At 31.4% G+C, this 26,109-nt stretch carries 31 protein-coding genes and 1 pseudogene; 8 read left to right on the top strand and 24 right to left on the bottom strand.

What is annotated here, in order from left to right; genetic code table 11:
- Together GMC_RS0112955 and GMC_RS0112950 are read left to right on the top strand one after the other, a co-directional pair.
- Positions 1-753, top strand: a 753-nt coding sequence (locus tag GMC_RS0112955; RefSeq protein WP_010522546.1) for a site-specific integrase, incomplete at its 5' end; no start/stop codon positions are given.
- On the top strand, positions 753-1,598 hold the full coding sequence (locus GMC_RS0112950) for a hypothetical protein (RefSeq protein WP_010522545.1): 846 nt from the start codon (positions 753-755) through the stop codon (positions 1,596-1,598). The genes GMC_RS0112955 and GMC_RS0112950, both read left to right, overlap by 1 nt.
- Here the strand turns inward: GMC_RS0112950 and GMC_RS20825 are convergent.
- The 24 genes and pseudogenes from GMC_RS20825 to holA all read right to left on the bottom strand — a co-directional run bounded on the left by GMC_RS20825 (position 1,532) and on the right by holA (position 21,493).
- On the bottom strand, positions 1,532-1,879 hold the full coding sequence (locus GMC_RS20825) for a hypothetical protein (RefSeq protein ID WP_010522544.1): 348 nt from the start codon (positions 1,877-1,879) through the stop codon (positions 1,532-1,534). The two genes, GMC_RS0112950 and GMC_RS20825, sit on opposite strands and share 67 nt — an antisense overlap.
- Before the next feature lie 71 nt (positions 1,880-1,950).
- On the bottom strand, positions 1,951-2,217 hold the full coding sequence (locus GMC_RS22345) for a zinc metalloprotease (RefSeq protein ID WP_010522543.1): 267 nt from the start codon (positions 2,215-2,217) through the stop codon (positions 1,951-1,953).
- Between the two features lie 158 nt (positions 2,218-2,375).
- Positions 2,376-2,582 carry a hypothetical protein gene (locus tag GMC_RS0112935; RefSeq protein WP_010522542.1) on the bottom strand — a complete coding sequence of 69 codons (207 nt, stop codon included), beginning with the start codon at positions 2,580-2,582 and terminating at the stop codon, positions 2,376-2,378.
- Positions 2,583-2,726: 144 nt separating this feature from the next.
- Complete coding sequence (locus GMC_RS0112930; RefSeq protein WP_010522541.1) at positions 2,727-3,578, bottom strand: hypothetical protein; 852 nt, start codon at positions 3,576-3,578, stop codon at positions 2,727-2,729.
- A gap of 11 nt (positions 3,579-3,589) precedes the next feature.
- Complete coding sequence (locus GMC_RS20820) at positions 3,590-4,186, bottom strand: hypothetical protein (RefSeq protein WP_010522540.1); 597 nt, start codon at positions 4,184-4,186, stop codon at positions 3,590-3,592.
- 1 nt (position 4,187) lies between these two features.
- Positions 4,188-4,865: a zinc metalloprotease gene (locus GMC_RS0112920; RefSeq protein ID WP_238528001.1), complete on the bottom strand. Its 678-nt coding sequence runs from the start codon at positions 4,863-4,865 to the stop codon at positions 4,188-4,190.
- 130 nt (positions 4,866-4,995) lie between these two features.
- Positions 4,996-6,228: a type VI secretion system tube protein TssD gene (gene tssD, locus GMC_RS19935; protein WP_010522538.1), complete on the bottom strand. Its 1,233-nt coding sequence runs from the start codon at positions 6,226-6,228 to the stop codon at positions 4,996-4,998.
- Between the two features lie 139 nt (positions 6,229-6,367).
- Positions 6,368-6,668: pseudogene (gene trxA / locus GMC_RS19930) on the bottom strand (thioredoxin).
- 146 nt (positions 6,669-6,814) lie between these two features.
- Entirely contained in the window at positions 6,815-7,006 is a 192-nt protein-coding gene (locus tag GMC_RS0112900) for a cold-shock protein (RefSeq protein WP_010179430.1), read from the bottom strand.
- 136 nt (positions 7,007-7,142) lie between these two features.
- Positions 7,143-7,742: a bifunctional phosphoribosyl-AMP cyclohydrolase/phosphoribosyl-ATP diphosphatase HisIE gene (hisIE, locus tag GMC_RS0112895; protein WP_010522535.1), complete on the bottom strand. Its 600-nt coding sequence runs from the start codon at positions 7,740-7,742 to the stop codon at positions 7,143-7,145.
- A gap of 114 nt (positions 7,743-7,856) precedes the next feature.
- The gene (locus GMC_RS0112890) at positions 7,857-8,474 is read right to left on the bottom strand and encodes a porin family protein (RefSeq protein ID WP_010522534.1); all 618 of its coding nucleotides are present in this window, start codon (positions 8,472-8,474) and stop codon (positions 7,857-7,859) included.
- Between the two features lie 120 nt (positions 8,475-8,594).
- Positions 8,595-9,497 carry a Ppx/GppA phosphatase family protein gene (locus tag GMC_RS0112885; protein WP_010522533.1) on the bottom strand — a complete coding sequence of 301 codons (903 nt, stop codon included), beginning with the start codon at positions 9,495-9,497 and terminating at the stop codon, positions 8,595-8,597.
- Positions 9,498-9,504: 7 nt separating this feature from the next.
- A complete protein-coding gene (ppk1, locus tag GMC_RS0112880; RefSeq protein ID WP_010522532.1) occupies positions 9,505-11,583 on the bottom strand; it encodes a polyphosphate kinase 1 in 2,079 nt (692 codons plus the stop codon).
- Between the two features lie 29 nt (positions 11,584-11,612).
- Positions 11,613-12,104, bottom strand: a complete 492-nt coding sequence (locus GMC_RS0112875; protein WP_010522531.1) for a SixA phosphatase family protein — start codon at positions 12,102-12,104, stop codon at positions 11,613-11,615.
- Between the two features lie 16 nt (positions 12,105-12,120).
- Positions 12,121-12,768: a pyridoxamine 5'-phosphate oxidase gene (gene pdxH, locus GMC_RS0112870; protein ID WP_010522530.1), complete on the bottom strand. Its 648-nt coding sequence runs from the start codon at positions 12,766-12,768 to the stop codon at positions 12,121-12,123.
- A gap of 63 nt (positions 12,769-12,831) precedes the next feature.
- Entirely contained in the window at positions 12,832-13,740 is a 909-nt protein-coding gene (locus GMC_RS0112865) for a ribonuclease Z (RefSeq protein WP_010522529.1), read from the bottom strand.
- Between the two features lie 130 nt (positions 13,741-13,870).
- Positions 13,871-14,203 carry a hypothetical protein gene (locus tag GMC_RS0112860; RefSeq protein WP_010522528.1) on the bottom strand — a complete coding sequence of 111 codons (333 nt, stop codon included), beginning with the start codon at positions 14,201-14,203 and terminating at the stop codon, positions 13,871-13,873.
- Positions 14,200-15,132 (bottom strand): aspartate carbamoyltransferase catalytic subunit, encoded by a 933-nt coding sequence (locus GMC_RS0112855; RefSeq protein ID WP_010522527.1) that lies wholly within the window; start codon positions 15,130-15,132, stop codon positions 14,200-14,202. The genes GMC_RS0112860 and GMC_RS0112855 overlap by 4 nt, the downstream gene beginning before the upstream one ends.
- 7 nt (positions 15,133-15,139) lie before the next feature.
- Complete coding sequence (pyrR, locus tag GMC_RS0112850) at positions 15,140-15,676, bottom strand: bifunctional pyr operon transcriptional regulator/uracil phosphoribosyltransferase PyrR (protein ID WP_010522526.1); 537 nt, start codon at positions 15,674-15,676, stop codon at positions 15,140-15,142.
- Between the two features lie 110 nt (positions 15,677-15,786).
- Complete coding sequence (locus GMC_RS0112845) at positions 15,787-16,905, bottom strand: AMP-binding protein (protein WP_010522525.1); 1,119 nt, start codon at positions 16,903-16,905, stop codon at positions 15,787-15,789.
- A gap of 304 nt (positions 16,906-17,209) precedes the next feature.
- Complete coding sequence (locus tag GMC_RS0112840; RefSeq protein WP_010522524.1) at positions 17,210-18,121, bottom strand: CPBP family intramembrane glutamic endopeptidase; 912 nt, start codon at positions 18,119-18,121, stop codon at positions 17,210-17,212.
- A 195-nt stretch (positions 18,122-18,316) separates the two neighbouring features.
- Positions 18,317-19,327, bottom strand: a complete 1,011-nt coding sequence (locus GMC_RS19925; protein ID WP_010522523.1) for an o-succinylbenzoate synthase — start codon at positions 19,325-19,327, stop codon at positions 18,317-18,319.
- Positions 19,328-19,360: 33 nt separating this feature from the next.
- A complete protein-coding gene (locus GMC_RS0112830; RefSeq protein ID WP_010522522.1) occupies positions 19,361-20,272 on the bottom strand; it encodes a 1,4-dihydroxy-2-naphthoate polyprenyltransferase in 912 nt (303 codons plus the stop codon).
- Positions 20,273-20,488: 216 nt separating this feature from the next.
- Entirely contained in the window at positions 20,489-21,493 is a 1,005-nt protein-coding gene (gene holA, locus GMC_RS0112825) for a DNA polymerase III subunit delta (protein WP_010522521.1), read from the bottom strand.
- 71 nt (positions 21,494-21,564) lie between these two features.
- Between holA and GMC_RS0112820 the strand changes: the two genes are divergently transcribed.
- From GMC_RS0112820 to GMC_RS0112795, 6 genes are all read left to right on the top strand, one after another.
- A complete protein-coding gene (locus GMC_RS0112820) occupies positions 21,565-22,026 on the top strand; it encodes a type I restriction enzyme HsdR N-terminal domain-containing protein (protein ID WP_010522520.1) in 462 nt (153 codons plus the stop codon).
- Entirely contained in the window at positions 22,023-22,472 is a 450-nt protein-coding gene (locus GMC_RS0112815; protein ID WP_010522519.1) for a GNAT family N-acetyltransferase, read from the top strand. Before GMC_RS0112820 ends, GMC_RS0112815 begins: the two co-directional genes overlap by 4 nt.
- Before the next feature lie 5 nt (positions 22,473-22,477).
- Complete coding sequence (locus tag GMC_RS0112810; RefSeq protein WP_010522518.1) at positions 22,478-23,515, top strand: glycosyltransferase family 2 protein; 1,038 nt, start codon at positions 22,478-22,480, stop codon at positions 23,513-23,515.
- Positions 23,516-23,552: 37 nt separating this feature from the next.
- Positions 23,553-24,419, top strand: coding sequence for an OmpA/MotB family protein (locus GMC_RS0112805; RefSeq protein ID WP_010522517.1), 867 nt, complete (start codon positions 23,553-23,555; stop codon positions 24,417-24,419).
- A gap of 284 nt (positions 24,420-24,703) precedes the next feature.
- A complete protein-coding gene (locus tag GMC_RS0112800) occupies positions 24,704-25,255 on the top strand; it encodes a toxin-antitoxin system YwqK family antitoxin (RefSeq protein WP_010522516.1) in 552 nt (183 codons plus the stop codon).
- Positions 25,245-25,937: an SCO family protein gene (locus GMC_RS0112795; RefSeq protein ID WP_010522515.1), complete on the top strand. Its 693-nt coding sequence runs from the start codon at positions 25,245-25,247 to the stop codon at positions 25,935-25,937. Before GMC_RS0112800 ends, GMC_RS0112795 begins: the two co-directional genes overlap by 11 nt.
- The last annotated feature ends 172 nt before the right edge of the window (positions 25,938-26,109 follow it).

The raw sequence follows: 26,109 nt of genomic DNA, 5'->3' as shown, positions 1-26,109 counted from the left end.
AGGAGTTTAAAATTTATTGAGCTTACAGTTCCTTTTTGCAATGATTATAAAGACTACTTACTATCCACTAATAGCAAAAGAAGCAAAAACAAAAAACTTTCCCAAAACACAGCTCTTAGTTACTTTAACAAATTTAAAGCAGTACTGAAACAAGCCTTTGAAGATGAATTATTACAACAAGATATAAACCGAAAAGTAAAAGGGATTGAAGAGGCTGAAACGAATAGAGTATTTTTAACTAAAGAAGAACTAAATAGTTTAGCTAATACAGAATGCCCGAATCCATTACTGAAAAGGGCATCTTTATTTTCCGCACTCACTGGATTAAGGTTTTCGGATATTAAAAAATTGACTTGGAGCGAAGTAATCTACAATGAAGATTTTGGTTATCGAATTGACTTTACTCAAAAGAAAACCAAGAAAATTGAATACCTGCCTATTCCCGAACAGGCTTATATTTTAATGGGAGAACGTAAAGAACCAACACAAGAAGTATTTGAAGGTTTATATTATTCTGCACATCAAAATGGTCAACTTTTAAAATGGGCTATCAATGCAAGTGTTCAAAAGCATTTAACTTTTCATTGTTTTAGACATACATACGCTACGTTACTATTAGAAGCAGGAACAGATATTTATACGGTTTCCAAAATGCTTGGACATAAAGAATTAAAAACAACTCAGATTTATGCCAAAATAGTTGATGAAACTAAGCGTAAAGCCACTAACAAGATTAATATTGATTTTAAGTAATGGAAAATAAGCACGTAAATAAATACTTAAACATTTATAATAAAATGCTCCATGAATACCTTAAAATTTTTAAGAATAATCAAGATTTTGACAAAGAAAAAATTCAAGGTTTAAACAGAAAATTACATAAGATATATTCTAAATATAATAGCCAATGGAGACAAAACCTTCTAGAAATATCTAATGATGACATAAAAACGAAGGCTTACTTAATTGATTTTTATGTAAATGGTTTTTCCCGAATAAAATCTGTATTAAATAATTACGTAGAAGAAATAGATAATAATAATTTAACGGAAAATGAAAAAGCATTTTTAAATTTTAGACATGGTACACAACAAATTTGTGATGAAATAAGAAACTATCTAAGTAGAAACTTAGAAATTAAAATATCCAATATTGATAATTCAAAATATAACATCTTAGGTAATTATTTTGGTGAATTCATTATTAAAAAAGAAAATATAGGACAATCTAAAGATAATAAGTTTTACCCACTTGGATTAGATAAAGAGAAAAATCCAATCAACAAACAACTAAATATAAACGAATCAAATACAAACAATAAAGACTTCAAACCCTCTAATAAGAATCTAAGAAGTTTAATCTTTAAAATTAATAAAACAAATCATCAAGAGTTAGCTAATAAATACGAATTCAATGATATAGATGAACATGTTATTAAAACTATATTTTGGCCTATAATTATTGACAATAGTATTAATATAAACATCATTAAAAATGAATTAATATTTAAAAAATCTGAATTTATAAAAACCTATAACACATTTGATATTGATATTTTTTCAATTAATTTTAAAATATCTTCCCATGTAAATTTATAAGGGGCATCATAATCCATTTCTTTAATTAAATTTCCTTGTTCATCGTATTCTTTTCTTACCCCTTTCAAGAATTGATTTGGATAAAATTGGTAAGTAGCTTTTAATAAACCTGATTTATAATATTTATTTATTGTTTGAAAAAAAGAATTTCTAGGTTGTACTATTTCCTTATATTCTAATTGACGTTCTTTTTGAATTACTATTGAGCTATCTTTATCAATAAATTCATATTCTCTTCCTATAATCTTTTTATTGAAGTTTTCAATATCAAATATTTTCATCTCGTTTTTTTTGTACTTTACAATTGCTTATAGTTACTATTATAAATAAGTAAATAAATAGACTCTTCATGTTACTCAGGTTTAAGATTTGTGTTTTCCCACAGTTGCTTCATTTGCCAAAGCCAAATATGATTTCGATTTTTCCTACCATACTTAGACAAATGCGAGTAATCCATAATATTGTAGGTCGCTCCCTTTTTGTACTGATAGGTTGCTTTATCATCAAAAGTATGTCTGAGCCCTATGGCATGTAATAATTCATGGGTTACAGTTGCCTCGCTTTTACCAGAAAAAGCAACTACAGATTGTTTTTTAAAGCCTTTAGCATAGCCGCCCAAACCTTTAATTTTGCCAGTTTTTTTATTCTTTTTGCCGCCACGGTCTCCAAAAAAGAATACTTTAAAGTGATTTATATAGTTAGGATGCGCTTTGTTAAATTCAGTTTCTACAAAACCAACTAAAGATTGATTGGCGGAATTGTGATATTTGTTTGAAATTAATCCTCATCATCATATGAGCCGCCTTCTGGATAATTTTCTTCATACTCATCTAAAGTATTTCCATTGATACCATCTACAATGATTATATCAAGCACATGTTTTTCTTTTAGTCCGTGAGTAATTGACCAGAATTCCTCATTTCTATTTGATTCCTCTTTACCATAATTAAAGTTTCTTGATATTCTAAATTTTTCATAATTCATATCAATCTCACGCTCTTTTAATAAACTTTAAAACATCTTCCCATGTAAATTTATAGGGGGCGTCATAATCAGTTTTTTTAATTAAATATCCTTCTTCATCGTATTATTTCGCTACTCTTTTTGAGAAAATTTGAGAAAACTTTTCTACTTGATATTTCCCTTTAGAATTTTACCATTTTCTTTTTGTAAGTAAATCGTCTTTTTTGTTTGTTTTTTAAAATCATACCAGCTAATTAACCAACAAGACTTATTTTTTATAGTCTTTGTAATAAATTCAAAACTAGGTTCGCTAAAATGAATTTTTTTAGCTTTGAAAACTCTGTTTAATCTACTTATGACTTTTCTGTTATTTATGTTCTCATCAAGTTTTATTGAATTAGCCCTTAAAAGGCTATCATCCATAACTAATTCAAATTGAAGTTGATTATTATTATCAAAATAAGAATATTTCGTTATAAGAGATGGGTATTCTAATATAGTTTTAGAGTACCCTTCTGAATGATTTGTGTAAGTGATAAGATTTCCTGTACTTAAATAATTAGAAATAATTTGATTATAAATGTCGTCATCTATTTCATTGAGCAAATCTTTTTTGACATCTGGTTTTTTTTCAAAATCTATGACTTTTCTGTAGTGTATCCAATCATCGCAAAGTCCTCTTCCTGAGGATTCAATTCCTCCTCTAAAAAAACTATAATTACCAATGTTAGATTCTAGTATTTGATTTTTTTTATCGTTTTGTATTATATACGCTGCTTTATCTACAATCTTGTTATTTTTTAAATAAAAGATAGAATCTTTTGTAACTTTCATAAATGTTGCCTTTTGTAATGGTATATCATAAATACCACAACAATCACCATTTTCAACGTCATAGCTCCATTCTTCATATTGAGATCTCCACAAACCAATAAACTCATTTTGTTGACTATAAACATTTAAATAGAAAAATAAGCAAAAAATAGTAATTAGGAAGTGAAACTTTATTGAATCCATTTGTCTTAATTTTAATCCTCATCATCATATGAGCCGCCTTCAGAACCATCTTTTTCTGATTCTTGAAAAATTTCTCCTGTATCGCCGTAAATACCTATAATTCCTAATTTATCGGATTCTTCTTTTCCATATATGATTCCCCATACTGGACGGTTATCTACTATATTTCTGCCAATTTCAAAATTCTCATGAGTCATATCGATACCCCGTTTTTCAATTAATTTTAAAATATCTTCCCATGTAAATTTATAAGGAGCATCATAATCCGTTTCTTCAATTAAATTCCCTTGCTCATCGTATTCTTTCCAAATACCTTTTTCAAAATCATTAGGATAGAAGTCACCTTGTAATTTTAGCTGTCCATTTTCGTAAAATTTATAATATGTGCTAATTAAATTCTCTTTTTTTGTGACGATTTCTTCAAAACCAAATTGCCATCTATCTTGCTGAATTAAATCACCATTATTGTTTTTAAAACTATAATTGTTTAAATGGTCCTTATGTTTATTAAAAGACTCTATATCAAAAGTTTTCATATTATTTTTTTTCTGTGCTTTGCAGTCGGTAAAACTTACTATTATATATAAATAAATAAATAAATATTTCATACTATTCGGGTTTTAGGTTTTTGTTTTCCCATAGTTGTTTCATTTGCCAAAGCCAAATATGATTTCGGTTTTTCCTACCATATTTAGACAAATGCGAGTAATCCATAATATTATAGGTCGCTCCCTTTTTGTACTGATAGGTTGCTTTACCATCAAAAGTATGTCTGAGCCCTATGGCATGTAATAACTCATGGGTTACAGTTGCCTCGCTTTTACTTGAAAAAGCGACTACAGATTGTTTTTTAAAGCCTTTAGCATAGCCGCCCAAACCTTTAATTTTGCCAGTTTTTTTATTCTTTTTACCACCACGGTCTCCAAAAAAGAATACTTTAAAGTGATTAGCATATTTTGGATGTGCTTTGTTAAATTCAGTTTCTACAAAACCAACTAAAGATTGATTGGCGGAGTTGTGAAATTTGTTTAATATTTTTGTTTGCTGAGGGTCTCTAGTATCCTTAAAAGAAAAATTTTTATTAAAATCAGAATATTTAGGTTTATTGGTTTTTGGGTCTAGTTGCGTTAGGTCAAATTCTACTTCGTCATTTTCTAAACTAATATAGCCTTGTTTTAAAAATTTATTAAGTACTTCATCTTCACAAATGCTACTTCTATTTTTAGTGGTTCCCTTTTTTCCTTTGCCTGTTTCTTTAAGGTTTGTTTTAACTTTTACAAAAACCACCTTCGCAATTTTACGTTTTGTTTTGGCGTTGGCTAGTATATTCAATTGCCCTAGCTGCCTTTCTTTATAGATTACTTTATAATTTGATCGGTATTAAATTCTTTTAAGCACTCTACCGTAATAAAATCATCTAAACGTTTTTTCCTTTTTTTTGAGCGGGAATGGTTTGGGTGCTTAGACTTAAATAATTAGTGTCGTACTCAAATGAAAAATCATTTTCATTAGCATTTTCCAAAGTTTCTATTTGCAAACTTAGTGTGGCTTTTTGGTTAGGGTAAAGCATTAACCAACTTTGCACGTATTCGTAAGGAAGTCCTTCTTTGTCTTTAAGCCAGTCTAATTCAATACTATTATAATGATCGCATTTTAGGCTTTTGAATTTAGTATCGGTAGAATAAGTTTCAAATTCATTTATTTCTAGTCCAGTTGCAGGATCAATAACTTCAGTATTAGTGCCTAAAATTTTCTTGTAATTAAGTTTGTCTTTCTTTTGTTTTTTGTCTCTTAAATAATCGAAACCGTATTCTCCATTGTAATTTTTTGAAGGTCTGAAATCTACAATAGCTTTTGGAATTGGAGTTATTGTTAGCGCACTACTTTTTTTGCTAACCTCTGCGTGAGTAACTTTGGCAACCAATTTATCAATATCATTGGCCTTAAAGGCTTCCCACTGTTCTTTGATTTCGGTTGGGGTGAGTTCAACGATACCATCATCATCTAAGATTTCGGTAAACGTTAATACTTTTTGGCCTTCACTAAACTCGGTACCGTCCTCTTTTTCTAAAGTAATGGTAACGCTACTGCCCTCAGGGTTATCAATGGCAGCGAGTAAACTTAGGTTTTCTTTGTAACCGATTTCTTTTATATTCTGTTCTTCAGTATCGCTGTTAACCCATTGTATGCTTTTGATTTCAGGGGTCGTATTATTACTACTACTAATTGGTTTGGGTTGCTCATTAAATGCAGTACCATCGTCCCAGGTTTGTTTAAATATAATATCATTATCGCCGTTAAAACGTAGTATTCCCGGGGTAATTAGCACCGTGTGGTGCATAGGTTGCGAAGTGTCTGCCGTATAAAAATTAGTAGCAGAAGTAGCATAAGCATTGGCAAATTCCAATTTAAAATCAATTTGCATTCCATCCCTACTCATGAGTTCAATACGCCCGTTTTTTTGCATATTGTGATGAGCAGTCCACTCAAACATAGTTACATCTTTGGAAGTTTCTAAAGTAATATTTATTTGCCCTCCTGTAGTTATACCAATAGGCTTGTTATTTATTCCTGTACGTTGATTAAAACTAAAGTTAAAATTTAGTAGCCGGTATTTTTTATCATCTAAATAAAGATAGGCGTGCGTCATTTGGTTAATGCTTAGTTTTAAACCAAATATAGGTTATTTTATATAGTCAAATAAAATTGTCTTTCAGCATTTTTTTAACCAAAGCAAAACCAATTCCTCTACTTGCTCCTGTTATTAAAACTATTTTACTCATTACTAATTAGGCATGCGTTTTAATAACATCAATAATTGCATTTTTAGGTAAAGCTCCTGACTTCCGCCAATGGGCTTTTCCTTCTTTAAATAAAATTAAAGTGGGTACACTACGTACCTGAAAGTTTTGAGCTAAAGCTTGATTTTTATCAATATCAATTTTAACTATTTTTATCGCATCGCCAAGTTCGTCTTTAACCTCTTTTAAAATAGGCATTAGTGTTTGGCAGGGGCCACACCTCTCTCCAAAAAAAATCAACTAAAACAGGGGTTTTTGAATTGATTATATCTTTAAAATTACTTTTCATAGTTCATATTTATAGCAAAATAGACGTCAAAATGCAAAATTATTTACAATTATTGACTATCTATAATAAAAAAACGCTAACATACCCCATTAAAAAACCCATCAACAGTTTGTGATGGGTTTCGAAAAAACTTTAAGCGTATATGTTTAGATAACTTTTACGTTTATTGCATTTAATCCTTTACGACCTTCTGTTAATTCAAATTCAACTTCGTCGCCTTCGCGTACTTCGTCAATTAAACCTGAAATGTGAACAAAATGATCTTTGTTTGAACCTTCTTCTGTAATAAATCCGAATCCTTTTGAATCGTTGAAGAATTTTACTGTTCCTTTACTCATTGTAATGTATTTTAATTATTATCTCTGGGTATTCAAAGATTAAGCCAAAATACAAAACTTTTGAATAGGTAGATCGATAAATCTAAAAATTATCAAAAAAAACTACATTTTCATTTTAAAAGTTAAATTTTGTAGTCTATTTCTGTCTTTTTTCTAAAACATCAACAACATCTTGTAGCTTATATCCCTTAGCATGAAGCAAAATCAAATAATGAAATAATAAGTCAGCACTTTCATTTAAAAATAATTCCTCGTCATTATCTTTCGCTTCAATGACTACTTCTACAGCTTCCTCCCCTACTTTTTGAGCTACTTTATTAATTCCATTAGCTAATAATGAGGCAACATAGCTTTTTTTTGAGTCAGCAGTGGCTATTCTGTCACTGATAATATCTTCCAAATTGGATAAAAACCCGTAATTAGCATCATTTTCTTCAGCCCAACAAGTACCAGTACCCTTATGACATGTTGGACCTACAGGAGAGACTTCAATTAATAGTGTATCTTTATCACAATCATTTTTTATGGATACTAAATTTAAATAATGACCACTTTCTTCTCCTTTTGTCCAAAGTCTTTTTTTAGTTCTACTGTAAAAAGTGACCTTTTTTGTATCTACAGTTTTGTTATAAGCTTCATAGTTCATGTAGCCTAACATAAGTACTTTTCTGGTTTTATAGTCCTGAATAATTACTGGAACTAATCCGTCGTTATTTTTAGAAAAATCAATTTCCATGGGTGTAGATCATGTTATAATGAATTTACAAAGTTCGGCTTAATGTTACAAAACCACAAATAAAAAACGCCTGAACAAAGCTCAGGCGTTAAATTATTTAAAATAATCAAGTTTTTATAAACGATAAGACAGTGTTAATTGTAAATAATGATTTACACCTGTAGCATCAAAAGTACTTGATGTATTGGTTTTAATAACATCAGTAAAACCGTAAGCAGCTCTTAGATCAACTCCTAAATTATCGTTGATGTAATACCCGATTCCGCCAAGTCCGGAAAATTGAAACAATTCATAGTTCCCTGCGCGCTCCCATTCCCAGATAAGAATACCCACTTGAGGACCCGCTGAAATGTAAAAATTAGTTGTAAAATGATAATTGAATAATAATGGTAATTGCAATACACCAAAGTTTAAGCGATCAAAAGATAATGGTGCTCCTGTTGGTGCATTTACAGATTCTTTATTTAAAACCTCAGATTTTTCTCCTTGAGATGAATATTGAATTTCGGGCTGAAAACTAAATTTTTCTGACAGATAATACTTAGCAAAAAAACCTGCTGCAAAGCCTATCCTAGCACCATCGTCGCCACCAAAAACTCCTGTAGCATTATCGTCAAAGTCAATTTCACTATAATTTAGTCCTAACCTAAAACCGTATTCACTTTGTTGAGCTTGCACAGCTATTACTCCTAATATAAAGGAAATTATAGGTAAAAGTATCCTTTTATTCATATCTAAATGTTTTTTAATTATTGTAATTTAAAACAAAGTAAAGTTTTTAAAAAGAAAAAACTTATAAATAAGTTAATTTTAAGCCCTAAAATCAGATCTAATGTACAAAAAATCAGTTTATTACGTAATTATTTTTTTATCTTCATTATATAACGATTTAATAATACCATCTGCCAGCCCTATTTTTGGAACGTAAATATGTTGTGCATTACTCCATTTCATAGCTGATAAAAATATTTTTGCAGCAGGCACAATTACATCGGCTCGATCATGATTTAAATTTAATTCCCAAACACGCTCATCATAAGTTAAGGACTTTAGTAATTGATAATATGAAACTAAATACATATAACTTAATGGCTTGCCTGTACTTTTACCACTATTTTTAAAAATATTATTAATATTCCCTCCTGATCCAATAAGGGATAGTGCTTCAAAATTTTTGGTATGCTTTTTAATCCATTTCTCTACGTTATTCCATTTATCTTCTGAAACTAAATTATTTAATAACCGAACGGTTCCTAATTTAAATGATTTTGAAGCTATAATTTTTCCTTTATGATACACCGTAAATTCAGTACTACCACCACCCACATCAACATATAAATATGAGCTATTTGAACTTGTTAATTCAGTTAAATCCGTCATGGCAATAATTGCAGCTTCATCTTTACCATCAATTATTTCAATTTGAATACCCGAGGCTTCTTTGATTTTTTTTACTACGGAAGCCCCATTTTCAGCATCGCGCATGGCCGAAGTAGCACAGGCCCTGTAACGCGATACATTATGAGTTTGCATGAGCAATTGATACGATTTCATAGTATCAATTAAGCGTCCCACGTTAAGATCGGATACTTTATTTTTAACAAAAACGTCCGCTCCTAATCGTATAGGAACACGGACTAAACTTGTTTTTTTAAAACGGGGATTAATACCATCCATAGTGGTTACAGATCCAATTAACAATCGTACTGCATTTGAACCTATATCAATGGCTCCGTATTTTTTAATTTCAATCACTAGGCTTTTACTTTAGTCTGTTTTCATAATACTCGTATAAGCTGATTTGAGATCTGTTTTTGGGTAACTCATTTCTTACGTAAGTATTATCCTGAGTTTCATTTATGACGCGTGCTTTTACATTATCGGTCCAGCAAATATCAAAAGTATCAATTAATTCTTGCTTTATTTCTGTATCATAAATAGGACAAGTAACCTCTACCCTTCTGTCTAAATTTCTGGTCATCCAATCAGCCGAGGAAATGTATATTTTTTCATCGCCTCCGTTAGCAAAAATATACAATCTTGGATGTTCTAAAAATTTATCAACCACACTAATTGCTTTTATGTTAGCACTCATCCCTTTAACACCAGGAATCAAGCAGCAAATCCCCCGAATGATTAAATCTATTTTTACGCCTGCATTGCTGGCTTCATAAAGCTTATCAATCATATCATAATCGCTTAAACTATTTAATTTTAAACGAATAAATGCCTCTTTCCCATTTTTTGCGTTCTTTATTTCAGTATCAATAAACTCACACATTTTTTTGCGTGTATAATGTGGTGACACAATTAAATGCTTATACCGATTTACTTTGTAATTAATTTTAAAGAAACCAAAGACTTTATTTAAATCCTTTAAAAGAGCTGAATCGCTAGTGAAAAGTGTATAGTCAGTATAAATTTTAGCTGTGGATTCGTTAAAATTACCAGTACTAATAAACCCATATCTTTTTGACTTTCCGTTTTCGGTACGCTCAACTAAGCAAGTTTTACAATGCACTTTTAACCCAGGAACACCAAAAATGAGTTTTACACCCTCGCGCTGTAAATTTTCAGCATATTTAATGTTATTTTCTTCATCAAAACGTGCTTGCAGTTCAATTTGAACAACTACTTCTTTTCCATTTTTTGCTGCATTTATAAGCGAACTCGCAATATGTGATACACTTGATAATCGGTATATGGTTATTTTTATTGAAGTTACTTTAGGATCCAGAGCGGCTTCGCGCAAAAATTTAATAACGTATGAAAAACTTTGATATGGCGTATACAACAAATAGTCTTTAGCAGCAATTGCTTTAAATAAGCTGGAGTTTAAATCCAATCCTTTTATAGCCAACGCTTTTATTGGTTGGTATGCTAAATCTTTATGCCCTAAAACAGGAAATTTCATATAGTCCCTACGGTTATGATACCTGCCTCCAGGAATAATACTATCCGTATCCTCAATATTCATTTTGTCCATAAGAAAAGCCAGTGTATCATCATCAATAGTTTTGTCGTATACAAAACGAACGGGATCACCATCTCTCCTTAGCTGAACACTTTTGGAAATTTTTTCAATAAAACTTTTTTTGAAATCGTTATCAATATCTAATTTGGCATCTCGCGTAATTTTTACCATGTGTGCGGACACCGAAGTATAATCGAAAATACTAAATAACTGATCTATACAATACCGAATTAAGTCATCCAAAAAAATAATATACTCCTTATTATCTTTACCAATTGGTAACACTACAAAGCGTTCAATTGTCCTTGGAATTTCAATTAAGGCATATAATTTGTCGCCAATATTATTTTTAGTTTTTGATTTTGAGTCTAAAGTTAATTTTACGGCTAAATAGGCGGCACTGTCTTTTAAATGTGGAAATTCCTCTAAATCGTCCAACATAAAAGTCATTAAAGCAGGACTTACTTTATTTAAAAAATAAGATCGTAAAAATATTCCTTGTTCGCAATTTACCTGATGTTCTTTAATTACATAAATGTTATGATCCTGAAGTTCTTCCTGTATTTTACGAATAATCAACAAACTCTCGGACTGCTGCTCAATCACTATATTTGTAATTTGCTCTAGTAACTGGCGCGCATCCATACCACGTAGTGCTCTTTTTCCCGATTTTCCAGCAATATCAATATGTTGTACCGTAGCATACCGTACTTTAAAAAACTCGTCCAAATTGTTGGAAAAAATACCTATAAAACGTAATCGTTCTAACAACGGAACGCTTTCATCTTTTGCTTCCTGTAACACACGGGCATTAAAGTTTAACCAACTAATTTCTCTATTAATATATTGATTGTTATTTTTAACCATGGTATTTAATATTGGAAATTAAAAATGTGTTATTTAAGGTCTTTAGGAAATATATGAAAAAGTGTTTTGCCGTTTTGTAAATCAGTCCAATTATCGCAATCAAATGATATTGCTACTGTACCACTGGTAGGGATATTTGCAAAAAACTGACTTCCTAAACTATTCACTAAAATTGTAAATGCTGGATTGTGACCAAAAACAAGTATGGTATCTAATTCCTGAGGAAGCTCTTTTAAAAATTTACTTACTGAGATTCCGTTAAAACTATATAAATCGTTCATATAATTAACTTTTTCTTCAGGAATTTTTAGTATATCAGTTACAATTTGAGCTGTTGTTTTAGCTCTTTTAGCTGTACTGGAAAATACCATTTGAATATGCGCACTAATTTCTTTTTTAATTAATTCATTACTAATAAGTATAGCATCATCAAATCCACGGTCACTTAGTGGTCTGTCATGATCTTCCACTTGCTCTTCCCAAGATGATTTTGCATGCCTAATAAAATATATTTTTTTCATTTGTTTACGCTAGTAGTTATGGAGCTAAACGCTTATGATTCCAGTTGTTAGTATTTATTTTTTTATAAAGCATTCTATCATGTAACCGATTAGGCCTACCCTGCCAAAATTCAATAGTTTCAGGAACAATAACAAAACCTCCCCAATGTGGTGGTTTAGGAATTTCTTTATTTTTATAAATTTCCTCTAAATCTTGTAATTTTTTAGTGAGAACGTTCCTTGAATTTATTTCAGTACTTTGATCTGATGCCCAGGCACCTAATTGGCTCCCACGTGGACGTGAATGAAAATAAGTGGTACTTTTTTCTTCGGATTGTTTTTGAGCTTTTCCTTTAATAATTACCTGACGCTCTAAATTTGGCCAAAAAAATGAAATACAAACCTTAGGGTTTTGAAGTATTGCCTTACCTTTTTCGGAATTGTAATTTGTATAAAATATGAAACCGTGATTATCAAAATGTTTTAATAATACTACTCTACTTTTAGGAAAACCATCAGGTTCAATAGTAGCAATTGTCATCGCATTCACTTCATCTACTCCTGCTGTATTATCAACTTCAGTAAACCATTCTTCAAATAAAATTAAAGGGTTTTCAGGTAAATTACCTTCTAACAAGGCACTTTTTTCATACGACTTTCTGTAGTCTGACAAATCAGAATTCATAGTTTGTTTTTAATGCAATTTAACATTTATATCAAGTCTTTTTGTTAGCAATTTGTAAAAATGTTAGCTCCATTCAAAAACTTTTCCATCATCAGCAAGTGCCGTATTTTCAAAAATGTTTTTAGCTTCTTCTTTAAAGTCAGAAATATTGCCGTAACGTGTGCTGTAATGTCCTAAAATTAAGTTTTTAACCCCTGCTTTTTTTGCCATAGTAGCTGCTTGTTTAGCAGTGCTATGCCCAGTGTACTCACAAAGGTGTTCATGGCTTTCTAAAAAAGTGGATTCATGATATAATACAGTAGCGTTCTTAATTAATTCTATTTTTAGCTCATCATACTTGGTATCACTACAAAACGCATAGCTTTTTACTGGTTCAGGATCAAATGTAAGGGTTGCATTGGGTATTACCTCGCCCGACTCTAAAGTAATATCTTTTCCTTTTTTTATAGAATTGTAGTAGGCTACATCTATATTATAATTAAGCACCACTCCTAAATTTAAATTTCGATCTTTAGGCTTTTCAGTAAATAAAAAGCCATTACAATAAATCCTGTGTTGTAAAGGAATTGTCCTAACGGTTACTTTTTCATCTTCGTAAATGAGCTCCGATTCATTACTTTCTAACTCATGAAAATGCAACGGAAAATCAGTCCACGAATTGGATAATTTTAATTGTATCGTAATCATTTCTTTTATTCCTTTAGGACCATAAACATGCAATGGAGCCTCGCGTTTCAGCATTTTAAAAGTAGAAATCAAACCTACCAAGCCGTACACATGATCCCCATGCAAATGGGAAATAAATATGTGCTTAATTCTAAAAAATTTGATTTTAAATTTACGAAGTTGTACTTGCGTACCCTCCCCGCAATCAATTAAAAATAAATGATTATTAATATCCAAAACCTGCGATGTTGGATTGGTAAGCATACGAGGTGTTGCTGAATAACAACCTAAAATGGTCAATTTCATAATTACATTTAAGAGTAAAGAAAATAGAATATATAAGCTATTAAAAAAGGATATATGAAACTAGAATCTTTCTTCTATTTTCTATAATCTAAGTCTCGCTTTATATTGAACTCACAAAAAAATTACTTTTTTATATGCCTAAATCACGTTCAATTTCTTCCATTTCAATCAAATCATGCGCTTCCTGTAAGGTTGGAGCAACAGTTAGGGCTTCGGGAATGTCTTCGTACGGTACAGCATCAGTAACTAGTACAAATGAATGATTATCGGCTTTGTGCTTTTCAGAAAGTAAACTAAATTCCTTTAAATCAGATGCTTTTAAGGAGGTTAATGAAAACAGATTGATAACAATGTTATTTTTGCTCAATTCTTGATAAACTTCGTTTAATCGAGAAACAAATTTTTCCAACGTTAACTTTTCCTGAGTAATTACAGTTGTACTTTTTATATGTTCAATAATCATAATTGTTTGATTTTAGAAGCCAGTAAATAGATTACAGCCATTCGAATAGCAACGCCATTTTCAACCTGATCTAATATAATAGCTTGGTTAGAGTCGGCCACTTCACTCGTTATTTCAACACCTCGATTTATAGGCCCTGGGTGCATAATAACAATTTCTTTATTTAAACTATCTAGTAATGGTTTTGTTACACCATATTGTTGCGTATATTCCCTGGTAGACGGAAAATAAGAAATTTCCATACGTTCGTTCTGTACGCGTAGCATGTTGGCTACATCGCACCATTCCAGCGCTTTTATTAGATTGGTTTCTACTTTAACGCCCAAACTATCAATATATTTAGGAATTAAAGTTTTTGGACCGCAAACCATTACTTCAGCACCTTGAAGTTGCAACGCATAAATATTTGACAATGCCACGCGCGAATGTAAAATATCCCCCACAATAACTACTTTTTTACCTGCTACATCGCCAAGTTTTTCTCTTATAGAATATGAATCCAATAAGGCTTGAGTTGGATGCTCATGCGCCCCATCTCCTGCATTTACAATTGAAGCATCAATGTGTTTTGAAAGGAATACTCCTGCTCCAGGATTTGGATGCCTCATGACAACCATATCCACTTTCATTGCCAGTATATTATTTACGGTATCAATTAGCGTCTCTCCTTTTTTAACTGAGGATGATGCCGCTGAAAAATTTACTACATCGGCAGACAACCTTTTTTCGGCTAACTCAAAAGATAACCTAGTACGGGTACTATTTTCAAAAAATAAATTAGCAATGGTAATATCGCGTAATGATGGTACTTTTTTAATAGGTCGGTTAATAACCTCTTTAAAATGGTCAGCAGTTTCAAAAATAAGTTGTATATCTTTTTCATTGATATACTTTATTCCTAATAAGTGATTTACACTTAATTCGCTCATACAACTATTATTTTATCAGATAAACTACGTCTTCTCCTTGGTTTTCTTTCCAATTTACTTTTACACGCTCCTCATTAATAGCATCCACTTGCCTCCCCCTGTAATTGGGTTGAATAGGTAAATGCCTGCTAAATCGTCGGTCAATTAATGTTAACAACTCAACTTCGGATGGCCTGCCAAAGGATTGGATGGCAGTTAATGCCGCTCTAATGCTTCTTCCGGTATACAACACATCGTCAATAAATACAACTCGCTTATTCTCCACCACAAAATCAATAGTAGTTTTGTTGGCTTCTAAAGGCTGTGTGCTTCTTCTAAAATCATCTCTGAAAAATGTAATATCAAGCAAGCCAAGCTTTAAATTTTTAATTCCATATTCTTCAATAAGAATTTGTTTTAAACGTTCTGCCACAAAGCTTCCTCTTGGTTGTAAACCAATGAGTACAGTATCGTTAAAATGAGTATGATTTTCAATAAGTTGACAAGCCAAACGATGCAGTATAATATTCACCTCTTTTCCTGTAAGTAGTACTTTTTGACTCATAAAATTAGCATGTGTTTCCAAATTTGGATGATCACAAAAATAGTTAAAATGTTACTTTAATACTATGCTTGTTTTAAATTTTACTAATAAATATAAGCTAAAAAAATAAATTAAGCTTTTCGTAATGGAGCAAAAAGTTGTGCTACATTATTTGATCTGTGAATTTTACCTGTATTGGTTTCTATAAAGTTTTCAAGAAAATAAATTTCTTTTGGAACCTCATATTTATCCAACGTATCTAGGTTATTGATTTTAAAAAAATAAGTATCAATAGTATACGCATCATTTACATTTTCAATTATCAATATCAGTCGTTGCCCTAATTTTTTATCGTCTCTTGAGGTTACAAAAAAACGCTCTCTAATGACTAGTTGTAATTTTTTTTCAATTTCCTCGGGGTGTAATTTTATTCCACCGCTATTAATTACATTATCAAAACGCCCCTTCCAAAAGAATTTTTTAAAAGTAATTAAATCCACAATATCATTAGTAACTATTGCTTCTTTACTAAGCATAGGTGCTTTTATTACCAAACAATTACGCTCATCTGTTGAAAATGCTACTTGGGGCAAGGCTTTAAAGCAGCAATCTTTAATTTCTTTCTTTTTAGAATTTACCCTCCGCGCAGCAACATGTGTAACTGTTTCAGTCATTCCATAGGTTTCGTAAATTTTGGTGTTTAACCCTTGTACTAGCGCTATTAAATGTTCGGGTATAGCCCCACCGCCAACAATAAGTTTTTTTAATAGGTGTAATCGATTTATGGAATTATCCAATTGTAAGGGAACCATGGCACAAAAATCGTACTGCTTGTACAAATTATCTAATGGATTTGACTTGGGCGCTAACACATCCAATTTCCAACCTAAAATCATAGCCCTAACCAGCATCATTTTACCTGCAATATATTTTGCTGACAAACACAAAAGCGCATTAGATTCTTCAGGTATTTTAAAAAAAGTACCTGTGGCTTTAGCACTATTTATCATTTGAGTTTTATAAACCTCAATAGTTTTTGGAGGCCCTGTTGAGCCCGATGTTTTTACTTCAATAATATCGGAATCATCAAGCCAGTCCAATAGAAAATCACCGATCTCAACTTCAAACTCCTCTCCTGTTCGTACTAAATGGTGGGCATAAGCTTCCAACGAGGAATTTGTGTATCGCTTATTATTTAACAAAAACGAAGCATGTAGGTCTGGCGTAATAAATTTTTCTTCAAATGACATGTGTGATACCGTTTCTACTCATTAAATTACATTTTTGACAGATTCTATTTTGCTCAATTCATAAAATCAAACAAATACTTAAGCCAAAACTACCACGCTCACAAATTGTTTCAATAAAACTATTGGTTACTGTAATTTAAAAGCAATTTTGCTTTTAAAAGTAATATATACAGTTTTACAGACTGTTAAATTTGTATTATGAATATGTTTAGCCTACAATTATTATTAAAACTAAAAAAAATTAAGAATTGATTATTATAAAAAATGATTTAGATGTTAAATTATCGTAAATTAACAGATTACTCTAAACTTTACCTATTAATTTTTCCTTCCAATTACTCCAACGATAACGCTTGGCAAATACCAATAAATAAATTGGATATAAAACCAATACAGGGGTTAAAATTTCTAAACCAACAGAAGGTTGTGATATATCTTTTAGAACTGAATTTGTTTGTAAAACTGACCAATCCGATGTCACCAAAAGAGCAGTTACTAAATTATTTGCGGCATGAAATCCTAACGCCAATTCCATACCTTCATCCATTAGCGTAATAATACCTAAAAACAAGCCTGTACCAATGTAAAACACCATGGTAATGTAGCCTAATTCGCGTACCTCAGGATTAGCTAAATGCATTGCTCCAAAAATGATAGAAGTAAAGGCTAATGCAAACAATCTACTATTACTTAACTTTGCAAATCCTTGCATTAAATACCCTCTAAAAATTAATTCCTCGACACTAGTTTGTATGGGCAAAAGCAGTACTGCTATAATAAACAATCCTAAAAATTTTGGTAAATTAAAATTCCATTCAAAATCCTGTGGAGCAGCTTTATAGCCTATAAATGTAGTTACTCCAATAAAAATAGCTAATAACGAAAATGCAAACAGCACTCGCTTCCAGTCAATTCTTATTCTGCTAGTCACCAAGGTTTTAAAAGTCTGTTTATGTATTTTTTTTATAACTAAAATGATCCCAAACAAGGTAATCACAAACATGAGTAGCATTAAAAATAGAGTTGTATTGGAATCAAAAATAAAATACAATTCATTTTGTGGTGTATTTTGTAATTCTGTTAGCCCTAGTTTAAATAGCCAAGCAAAAGTTATTGGTGCCTGACCCAAAAAATAAAAAAGCGCAATTACAAGAAACCCTAAAATATACCTCCAAAATTCTGTTCTGGGAAAAGATTTCACTTGTGCTAAAAACATTTCAATCGTATTTTATTAATTATTTGATAATTTAGTTTATTTACACTTAACATTCAATGCTAAATGTATTTATAACTTAAGATGATTTTTTAAATTGTTATCATTCCTCAATTTAAGGTAGGATAATTTAAACTTCCTTTACGAACAAAAACACACTTGAGTTAGATTTTAAATAAAGTAACATCCCAATTTATGTCAGTATCGTAAAAAAATAGTACCATTCTCTACCACCAAAGGGCTAGATATATTGTTTGTATACAAACTGCCAGTACCTAAACCTTGTGGCAGTGGGTTATTTAACGTAAAAGTAAATTGCGAAATCGCATTTAAACCCACATTACTTTCCAAAGCGCTAGTAATCCACCAATCAATTGAATTGGCTTTGGCAATACGAATCCAGTCCAAACTCCCTTTAAACCCTCCAATTAAACTAGGCTTTAAAATAATATACTGCGGATTAATTTTTTCGAGCAATGTAGTTTTAGCTTCAAAATCGATAACACCAATTAACTCTTCATCCAAAGCAATGGGTAAAGGTGTTTTTTTGCAAAGTTCAGCCATTTCATAAGGTTGGTTTACTCCAATAGGCTGTTCAATACTGTGCAATTTGTAGCTGCTTAAAGCTTTAAGCTTTTGTAATGCTTCCGCAGAAGAAAATGCACCGTTTGCATCCACCCTGATTTCTATTTCATTTTCAGAAAATTGAGATCGGATATATTTTAATAATGCCAATTCAGACTCAAAATCAATAGCACCAATTTTAAGTTTGATACAATTGAAACCTTGATTAAGTTTTTCAAGTATTTGTTGCTTCATAAAATCTTTTGCTCCCATCCAAACCAAACCATTAATTGGTATGGGTACTTTATTTTGTGTAAAATCAGAAGGAAATAATTCAAAAGGACTATCTGATTTTAGGGATAAAAAAGCTTGCTCTATTCCAAATTGGATGCTTGGAAATTTTTTGAGTTTATCATACAACACTTTTTCGCCCATATGGATATTTGCACATGCCCATTTCAAGGTGCTTTCATATTCAGGCGTGTCATCAATACTTAAAGTTCTTAAAATTCCACATTCACCAATACCAATTTTACCTTCTTGTGTAAGCTTAATAAACCAAGTCTCTTTAGTTTTTAAAACCCCACGAGAGGTTCCGCTTGGGCGCTTAAATTTTAAAATATGTTTAAAATAAGTTGCTTCCATTTTTTAAAAAATCGTCAAATAAATCGTGTTATGCTATGCCCAAACTAGTAAGCTTAATCCAAATAGTAATGATAATGAAAATGTGGTAAGCGCCACTTTTTTAAGTTCTGGATCTAGTGCTATTGGAGCATTGGTCTGTTGTACAAATCGCAAATGTTTTATTAAAGGGGCAAAACAAACAATGTAAATCCAATGACTAATTTCGGTGTAGGTAATAATTGTGTAAATAAGCATGCAAAACATGGCTACAATAAGTAAACTGTAATGGTATTTTTTTGCCTTGGCAAATCCCATAGCTACTACCAACGTATTTTTACCTGCTTTTTGATCCCCTTCGCGGTCACGCATATTATTTAAATTGAGTACGGCAGTACTTAGTAAACCAATACTAACAGCAGGAAACCATAATGGCCAATAAAGCTGTTTTGCGTATAAAAAATAACTACCCATAACGCTTAACAAGCCAAAAAATAGAAATACAAAAATATCACCTAAGCCATTATATCCGTAGGCAGATTTACCAACGGTGTATTTTATAGCTGCAATTATAGAACTTACTCCTAGCGCCACAAACAGTAACGAATATCCCAAATTTGTATTTTTGAAAGCCACATAAATTAATATGAGTGCTGCTGCTAAGGTAATTAAAGCGGTTATAATAATCCCTTTTTTCATAGTTTTTGCTGAAATAGCTCCGCTTTGTAAAGCGCGCTTGGGACCAATACGATCATTATTATCAGTACCTTTAACTCCATCTCCGTAATCGTTTGCAAAATTTGATAATACTTGCAAACCAACAGTAGTAATTAAAGCACCAATAAAAATAGAAACATCAAAAAAGCCTTGATATGCCGCAACAACAGTACCAGTAATAATACCTGATACGGATAAAGGAAGCGTACGTAATCGAGCTGCTTGAAACCAAGCTTTAGTAGTTTTATTCATTCAGGTTTCTGGTTTCTGGTTTCGGTTATTTTTTTGAATTCTTTAAAAAATAACCGAAATTATTCTAATTTTTAATCCATACTATATTGTTAGTGCCACAAATTCGATTACTCAACGAGGACTTACTAATACTTTGCACTTTAAATTATAAACTTCGCCATCAATACATAGTATTCTCTACTCGTTACTCACTACTTTACTCCAGCTATAAATACACTAATTCAATATTTGCATAAGTAATTCCTTTAAAATATCACCTTGAGCTAAAGGACTTGCTCCAACTCCTTTGCTTTTCACATCGGCAGTTCTTATTTTATCAATAATATAGCTGATTTTTCGCATAGGATAATTTCTGGCTGCAGCCACATAATCTTTTACAAAAAACTTGTTCACTTTTAATTGAGAAGCCGCATATCCTTCGCTTTTATCAATCAAACCGTGATATTGCATTACTTTTGAAAAATAATTAAATAACAAGGTTATGGTGACAACCAATGGTTTTTCCTTAGGGTTTTGTATAAAATAATTACAAATTCTATATGCTTTAATGGCATCCTTAGCTCCTAGCGCTTTGGTTAGTTCAAATACATTAAAATCTTTACTAATTCCTATATTTTGCTCAATAGCCTGAGGAGTTATAGTGGTTCCCTTAGGCAATATTAATTGGAGTTTTGTCAACTCATTACTTATTTTACCCAAATCAGTTCCTAAAAATTCTACCAACATATGCGCCGCTTTGGGATCGATACTGAAGCTTTTAGCTTTTAGCACGCGTTGAATCCAATCGACTACTTGATTTTCGTATAATTTTTTACTTTCGAACACTACACCATTTTTGGCAATCACCTTTGTTATTTTCTTGCGTTTATCTAGCTTTTTGTATTTGTAGCAAAAAACTAAAACGGTGGTACTTAAAGGATTTTCAGCATAGCTTTCAAGCTTATCGATCGTTCTTGCTAAATCCTGCGCTTCCTTTACAATAACCACCTGACGCTCGGCCATCATAGGAAAGCGTTTTGCCATGGAAACTACATCTGGCACCGTAGTATCCTTTCCGTAAACCACAGTTTGATTAAAATCGCGCTCGTGCTCCGCTAAAATATTGTTTTGAATATATTCAGCAACCCGATCAATAAAATAAGGTTCATCACCCATTAAAAAATAGATAGGTTTTATATTCCCTGCTTTAATATCGGTTATAATTCGTTTTGCTTCGTCCACGTTATTTATTTAAGCTTAAAATCTTAACCTACTTTAAAGCTTATTTGTACTAAAATTACTAATATTACGGCATGCAACAATTAGCGTTTCCTGCCTACACCTTCCGAGTCAAAAATAGCGAAAATAAAACTACTATTTTTGATATAGTACGCAAAAAATTTGTGGTTTTGACGCCCGAAGAATGGGTACGACAGCATGTATTACATCAATTTATTTTCGATAAAAAGTATCCATTAACCTTAATTAATGTAGAAAAAGAAATTAAAGTGAATAATACCCGCAAACGCTATGATATTGTAGTATATAACCCTAGCGGAAGTATCCATATTTTGGTTGAGTGTAAAGCACCCAAAATAAAAATAACGCAGCAAACTTTTGATCAAGTTGCTCGTTATAATCTGACTTTAAAGGGAAATTATCAAATGGTAACCAATGGATTAGAACATTATTTTTGCCAAATTGATTATGAAAATGAAGCTTATCATTTTATTCCTGAACTTCCTCCTTATTCCTCAAAAATTTTGGACACATGAGCTTAATTTTTTTTAAGGAAATAGCATTTCAACAAACGTGGAAAATTAGGCATAAGGTGATGTGGCCAAACATGCCTTTGGATTACATAAAATTACCCCATGATCCGAAAGGACTGCATTACGGATTGTTTTTGCAAGATAGTTTAATTGCTGTAGCTTCCTTATTTATTGATAAAAAAGAAAATACAGCTCAGTTTAGGAAATTTGCTACTTTGCAAAGTGAGCAAGGAAAAGGATACGGATCAAAATTATTAGTGCACGTAATGCAACAAGCAAGCAATATGAATATAAATAAAATTTGGTGTAATGCTAGAACAGAAAAATGTTCATTTTACGAAAAATTTGGATGGCAACAAACTCCCCATAAATTTGTAAAAAATAACTTGCAGTACGTTGTTATGGAAAAACATTTTTCCGAACAAAAATCCAATAAAAATAATCGTTAGTTAGTATGGCAACAAAACCAATTTCTCACAGTTTTGCAAACTTTGCTATAGTCATACTCAATTGGAACGGACAAGAATTTTTAGCACAATTTTTGCCAAGTGTACTATCCTTTAGTCAGGATGCTAAAATTTATGTGATTGATAATGCCTCCACCGATAACTCAGTTGAATGGCTTGCCGCAAACTTTCCTAAAATATCCGTTGTAAAATTAACTAAAAACCTCGGATATGCTGGCGGTTACCAAAAAGGACTTAAAGTAATACATGAAGACTATTATTGCTTACTTAACAGCGATGTTGAAGTGACTAAAGACTGGTTGAAGCCAATAAAAAAACTGTTCGACAACCACCAAGAAATAGCCGCAATTCAACCTAAAATATTGGACTATAAAAAGCGAGATTATTTTGAATATGCGGGTGCTGGAGGTGGTTTTATAGACAAATTTGGCTACCCTTACTGCCGGGGTAGGATATTTGATCATATTGAACAAGATAAAGGCCAATATAACGATGAAATACCTGTATTTTGGGCTTCAGGAGCTTGTCTTTTTGTACGAAAAAAAGATTATTGGCAAGCGGGTGGTTTGGATAAGGATTATTTTGCGCATCAAGAAGAAATTGATTTATGTTGGAGGCTTCATAATTTAAATAGAAAGGTGTTTTACACGGGAAAATCAACCGTATATCACGTAGGTGGCGCTTCGCTTTCCTATACAAATCCCAAAAAGTTGTTTTTAAATTTTAGAAACTCTCTTTTCTCAATTTTAAAAAATCATAAAGGTGTTTCAGTAATTTACATACTGTTTATCCGCATGTTACTGGACGGAGTGGCGGCGGTTCGTTTTTTATTTCAAAAAAACTTTAAACTAAGCTTAACAATTCTTAAAGCACATCTATCTTTTTATGTACATTTACCGCAGATATTGAAAAAAAGAGAGAACGCTAAAAAAAAACCGCGACCTTATTTTATTACCAGTATCGTGTTTGATTATTTTGTTAAAAAAAACGTAATTATTAACTACGTCAGTCGTTATTATTACTAAGTGTTTCTATTTTTGTAGAGAAATTAAAATGTTATTTATGAAGAAATTATTGATTATTGGAACATGTATCCCCTTACTGTTCTCATCATGTGTAGCTAAAAAGAAATTTGCTGAACTTGAAGCAAAACAAAAGCGTACAAAAGAACTGTTAGATAAGGCAACTGTTAAACTTAATATTTGTAATGAAGAAAAAGCAGCTGCAGATAGCTCTTTAAAAGTTTATAAAGATAAAGTTGACTTACTAAAAAATACAAATTCATCCCTATTAAATAATGTTGGTGATTTGGCAACACTTTCAAAAAAAGAAGCTGAAAATTTAGAGCGTTCTTTGGAAAGTATTAAAGAAAAAGACATGCAAATTAAAACAATGCGTGATGCTATTAATAAAAAGGATTCTGTTACTCTAGCTTTGGTAACAAGTTTAAAAGGAGCTTTAGGAAACCTTAATGATGAGGATATTGAAGTAAATGTGGAAAAAGGTGTTGTTTTTATATCAATTTCTGACAAATTATTATTTACTAGCGGAAGTTATAATGTGAGTAGCAAGGCCAAAGTGGTACTTGGTAAAGTAGCTAAAGTGGTAAATGATAAAAAGGATATTGATTTTATGGTTGAAGGCCATACTGACAACATCCCATACAAACGAGGTGTTTTAGTGGACAATTGGGACTTAAGTGTTAAAAGAGCAACTGCAGTAGTTAGAGTATTACAAGATCAATTTAATGTAGATCCTGCTCGTATAACAGCCGCTGGACGTAGTCATTACATTCCTTTGAAAGACAATACTACCGCTGAAAATAGAGCCGCAAACAGACGTACGCGCATTGTAGTCTTGCCAAAATTAGATCAGTTTTATGACATGATTGAAGATGGTATGAAAAAAGCAACCTCAGCGTCCAAATAAATAAAAATCATATTAATTGTGTAAAAGCTTCTTAAAAATTTTTAAGAAGCTTTTTTTATGTAGTGAATTTCAATACTAATTATTAAACATTTATCGTTATTTATAGTATTTAAAGGTTATGTGCATATAAATTACTGAATTTTTGTGTATTCATTTTGTTTAAGTGTAGCATATCCATACGAATAACCTTAAATTTAATTGACAATTATTCATTTTCACTTGGACAACGGTAGTATGTCGCCTTACGATTTACTATTCTTTTTCAAAAAAATAATAAAGCTAACATGTTTAATTTTTCTCAACTTAAATATTTTATGCTGGTCGGTTTGTTACTAGCCTGCAAAAGCAAGCCAAACGAGCTAACTATTAATGACACTAATTTAGCGTTAGTAAATGGACTTATGCTTTACAAGGATAAACCCTACTCCGGCATATTAATTTCCAAAATTGATACCTTAATTACCTATAAATCCACTTACGTAGAAGGGAAAAAAGACGGTAAGGAAGAAAAGTTTTTTTTTAATGGCGATTTAGCTGCCTCAAAATTTTATGCTAATGGAAAAAAACAAGGGATACATCGATCATGGTGGAATAAAAAGCAACTAAAGTCTGAATATCAATTTAATAAAAAAGGCAAATACCATGGTGTAGTGCGCGAATGGTATGGCAATGGACAGTTGCTTAAAGAATACCATTACGTAAATGGAGAGGAAGTTGGAACACAAAAAATGTGGGATCCTAAAGGACGAATTATAGCTAATTATTCGGTAATAGATGGAGAACGCTATGGCTTAGTTGAATATAAAAAATGTAAACCTGTTACTAATGTTGAATAATCATATAATAAAAATTCTTGTTATTGTACTTAGCTGCTTAACTTCCTGTAAAGAAAAAACAGAAAAATCACCAATTAAAGATCAAACCAACACGGTTAAGGCTGTTGCTAAAGTTAAAAAGCTCCCCTATTTTAATACTCCTGATTTTACGCCCACTTGGGCACCAGATCATATTGAATTAAAAAAAATTCATAAAATTCCTGAATTCAGTTTCACAAATCAATTGGGAAATACAGTAACCAACAAAGATTTAGAAGGTAAAATTTACATAGCTAATTTCTTTTTTACCACCTGCCCTAATGTTTGCATTCAGTTGACTAATAATATGCGTAAAATTCAAACTATTTACGCAAATGACGATGAAATAAAACTACTATCTCATACCGTTTGGCCTAGTGTTGATACGGTTAAAGTTTTAAAAGAATACGGAGAACGACAAAATGTAAATCCTGAAAAATGGCATTTACTAACAGGAAAAAAAGAAAAGATATACGAGCTAGCAAGAGAAGCCTATTTTGCCGATGATCTTTATAAAGAAACTAATGATCCCAATCGTTTTATACATACCGAAAATTTACTTCTTGTTGATAAAAATAGTCACATTCGTGGTGTGTATAGCGGAACAAAACCTGAAGAAATTAAACGGCTGCAAAGACACATCAATTTATTGAAAAAAGAGTAACCCTAATTTAATAGTTAATAGCGGTAAAAAAACAAAAAAATTGTCAATTCTTATATATATTTAGAATATCCCTGTCCATTTAGCCTAAATTAGCAATGTTAATTTTGTTAAAATTTTATAATTACACCTATTTTTTAAAGGAATTTAAATTTTTAATTAGGATTAAGTTATC

The organism is Aquimarina agarivorans (assembly GCF_000218485.1).
GTDB lineage: Bacteria > Bacteroidota > Bacteroidia > Flavobacteriales > Flavobacteriaceae > Aquimarina > Aquimarina agarivorans.
This window is presented reverse-complemented; position numbering and strand designations above follow the sequence as displayed.

Bases quoted from the DNA above. Each gene is read 5' to 3' on its own strand.
- GMC_RS0112860 (WP_010522528.1), bottom strand. From the start codon at position 14,203: ATGATTATTGAACATATAAAAAGTACAACTGTAATTACTCAGGAAAAG.
- hisIE (WP_010522535.1), bottom strand. From the start codon at position 7,742: ATGGAAATTGATTTTTCTAAAAATAACGACGGATTAGTTCCAGTAATT.
- GMC_RS0112875 (WP_010522531.1), bottom strand. From the start codon at position 12,104: ATGAAAAAAATATATTTTATTAGGCATGCAAAATCATCTTGGGAAGAG.
- GMC_RS0112815 (WP_010522519.1), top strand. From the start codon at position 22,023: ATGAGCTTAATTTTTTTTAAGGAAATAGCATTTCAACAAACGTGGAAA.
- GMC_RS20820 (WP_010522540.1), bottom strand. From the start codon at position 4,186: ATGAAATATTTATTTATTTATTTATATATAATAGTAAGTTTTACCGAC.
- tssD (WP_010522538.1), bottom strand. From the start codon at position 6,228: ATGACGCACGCCTATCTTTATTTAGATGATAAAAAATACCGGCTACTA.
- pdxH (WP_010522530.1), bottom strand. From the start codon at position 12,768: ATGAATTCTGATTTGTCAGACTACAGAAAGTCGTATGAAAAAAGTGCC.
- GMC_RS0112800 (WP_010522516.1), top strand. From the start codon at position 24,704: ATGTTTAATTTTTCTCAACTTAAATATTTTATGCTGGTCGGTTTGTTA.
- GMC_RS0112950 (WP_010522545.1), top strand. From the start codon at position 753: ATGGAAAATAAGCACGTAAATAAATACTTAAACATTTATAATAAAATG.
- GMC_RS0112820 (WP_010522520.1), top strand. From the start codon at position 21,565: ATGCAACAATTAGCGTTTCCTGCCTACACCTTCCGAGTCAAAAATAGC.
- GMC_RS0112930 (WP_010522541.1), bottom strand. From the start codon at position 3,578: ATGGATTCAATAAAGTTTCACTTCCTAATTACTATTTTTTGCTTATTT.
- GMC_RS0112865 (WP_010522529.1), bottom strand. From the start codon at position 13,740: ATGAAATTGACCATTTTAGGTTGTTATTCAGCAACACCTCGTATGCTT.
- GMC_RS0112795 (WP_010522515.1), top strand. From the start codon at position 25,245: ATGTTGAATAATCATATAATAAAAATTCTTGTTATTGTACTTAGCTGC.
- GMC_RS0112890 (WP_010522534.1), bottom strand. From the start codon at position 8,474: ATGAATAAAAGGATACTTTTACCTATAATTTCCTTTATATTAGGAGTA.
- ppk1 (WP_010522532.1), bottom strand. From the start codon at position 11,583: ATGGTTAAAAATAACAATCAATATATTAATAGAGAAATTAGTTGGTTA.
- GMC_RS0112900 (WP_010179430.1), bottom strand. From the start codon at position 7,006: ATGAGTAAAGGAACAGTAAAATTCTTCAACGATTCAAAAGGATTCGGA.
- GMC_RS19925 (WP_010522523.1), bottom strand. From the start codon at position 19,327: ATGGAAGCAACTTATTTTAAACATATTTTAAAATTTAAGCGCCCAAGC.
- GMC_RS0112810 (WP_010522518.1), top strand. From the start codon at position 22,478: ATGGCAACAAAACCAATTTCTCACAGTTTTGCAAACTTTGCTATAGTC.
- pyrR (WP_010522526.1), bottom strand. From the start codon at position 15,676: ATGAGTCAAAAAGTACTACTTACAGGAAAAGAGGTGAATATTATACTG.
- GMC_RS0112840 (WP_010522524.1), bottom strand. From the start codon at position 18,121: ATGTTTTTAGCACAAGTGAAATCTTTTCCCAGAACAGAATTTTGGAGG.
- GMC_RS0112855 (WP_010522527.1), bottom strand. From the start codon at position 15,132: ATGAGCGAATTAAGTGTAAATCACTTATTAGGAATAAAGTATATCAAT.
- GMC_RS0112830 (WP_010522522.1), bottom strand. From the start codon at position 20,272: ATGAATAAAACTACTAAAGCTTGGTTTCAAGCAGCTCGATTACGTACG.
- GMC_RS20825 (WP_010522544.1), bottom strand. From the start codon at position 1,879: ATGAAAATATTTGATATTGAAAACTTCAATAAAAAGATTATAGGAAGA.
- GMC_RS0112845 (WP_010522525.1), bottom strand. From the start codon at position 16,905: ATGTCATTTGAAGAAAAATTTATTACGCCAGACCTACATGCTTCGTTT.
- GMC_RS0112935 (WP_010522542.1), bottom strand. From the start codon at position 2,582: ATGAATTATGAAAAATTTAGAATATCAAGAAACTTTAATTATGGTAAA.
- GMC_RS0112805 (WP_010522517.1), top strand. From the start codon at position 23,553: ATGAAGAAATTATTGATTATTGGAACATGTATCCCCTTACTGTTCTCA.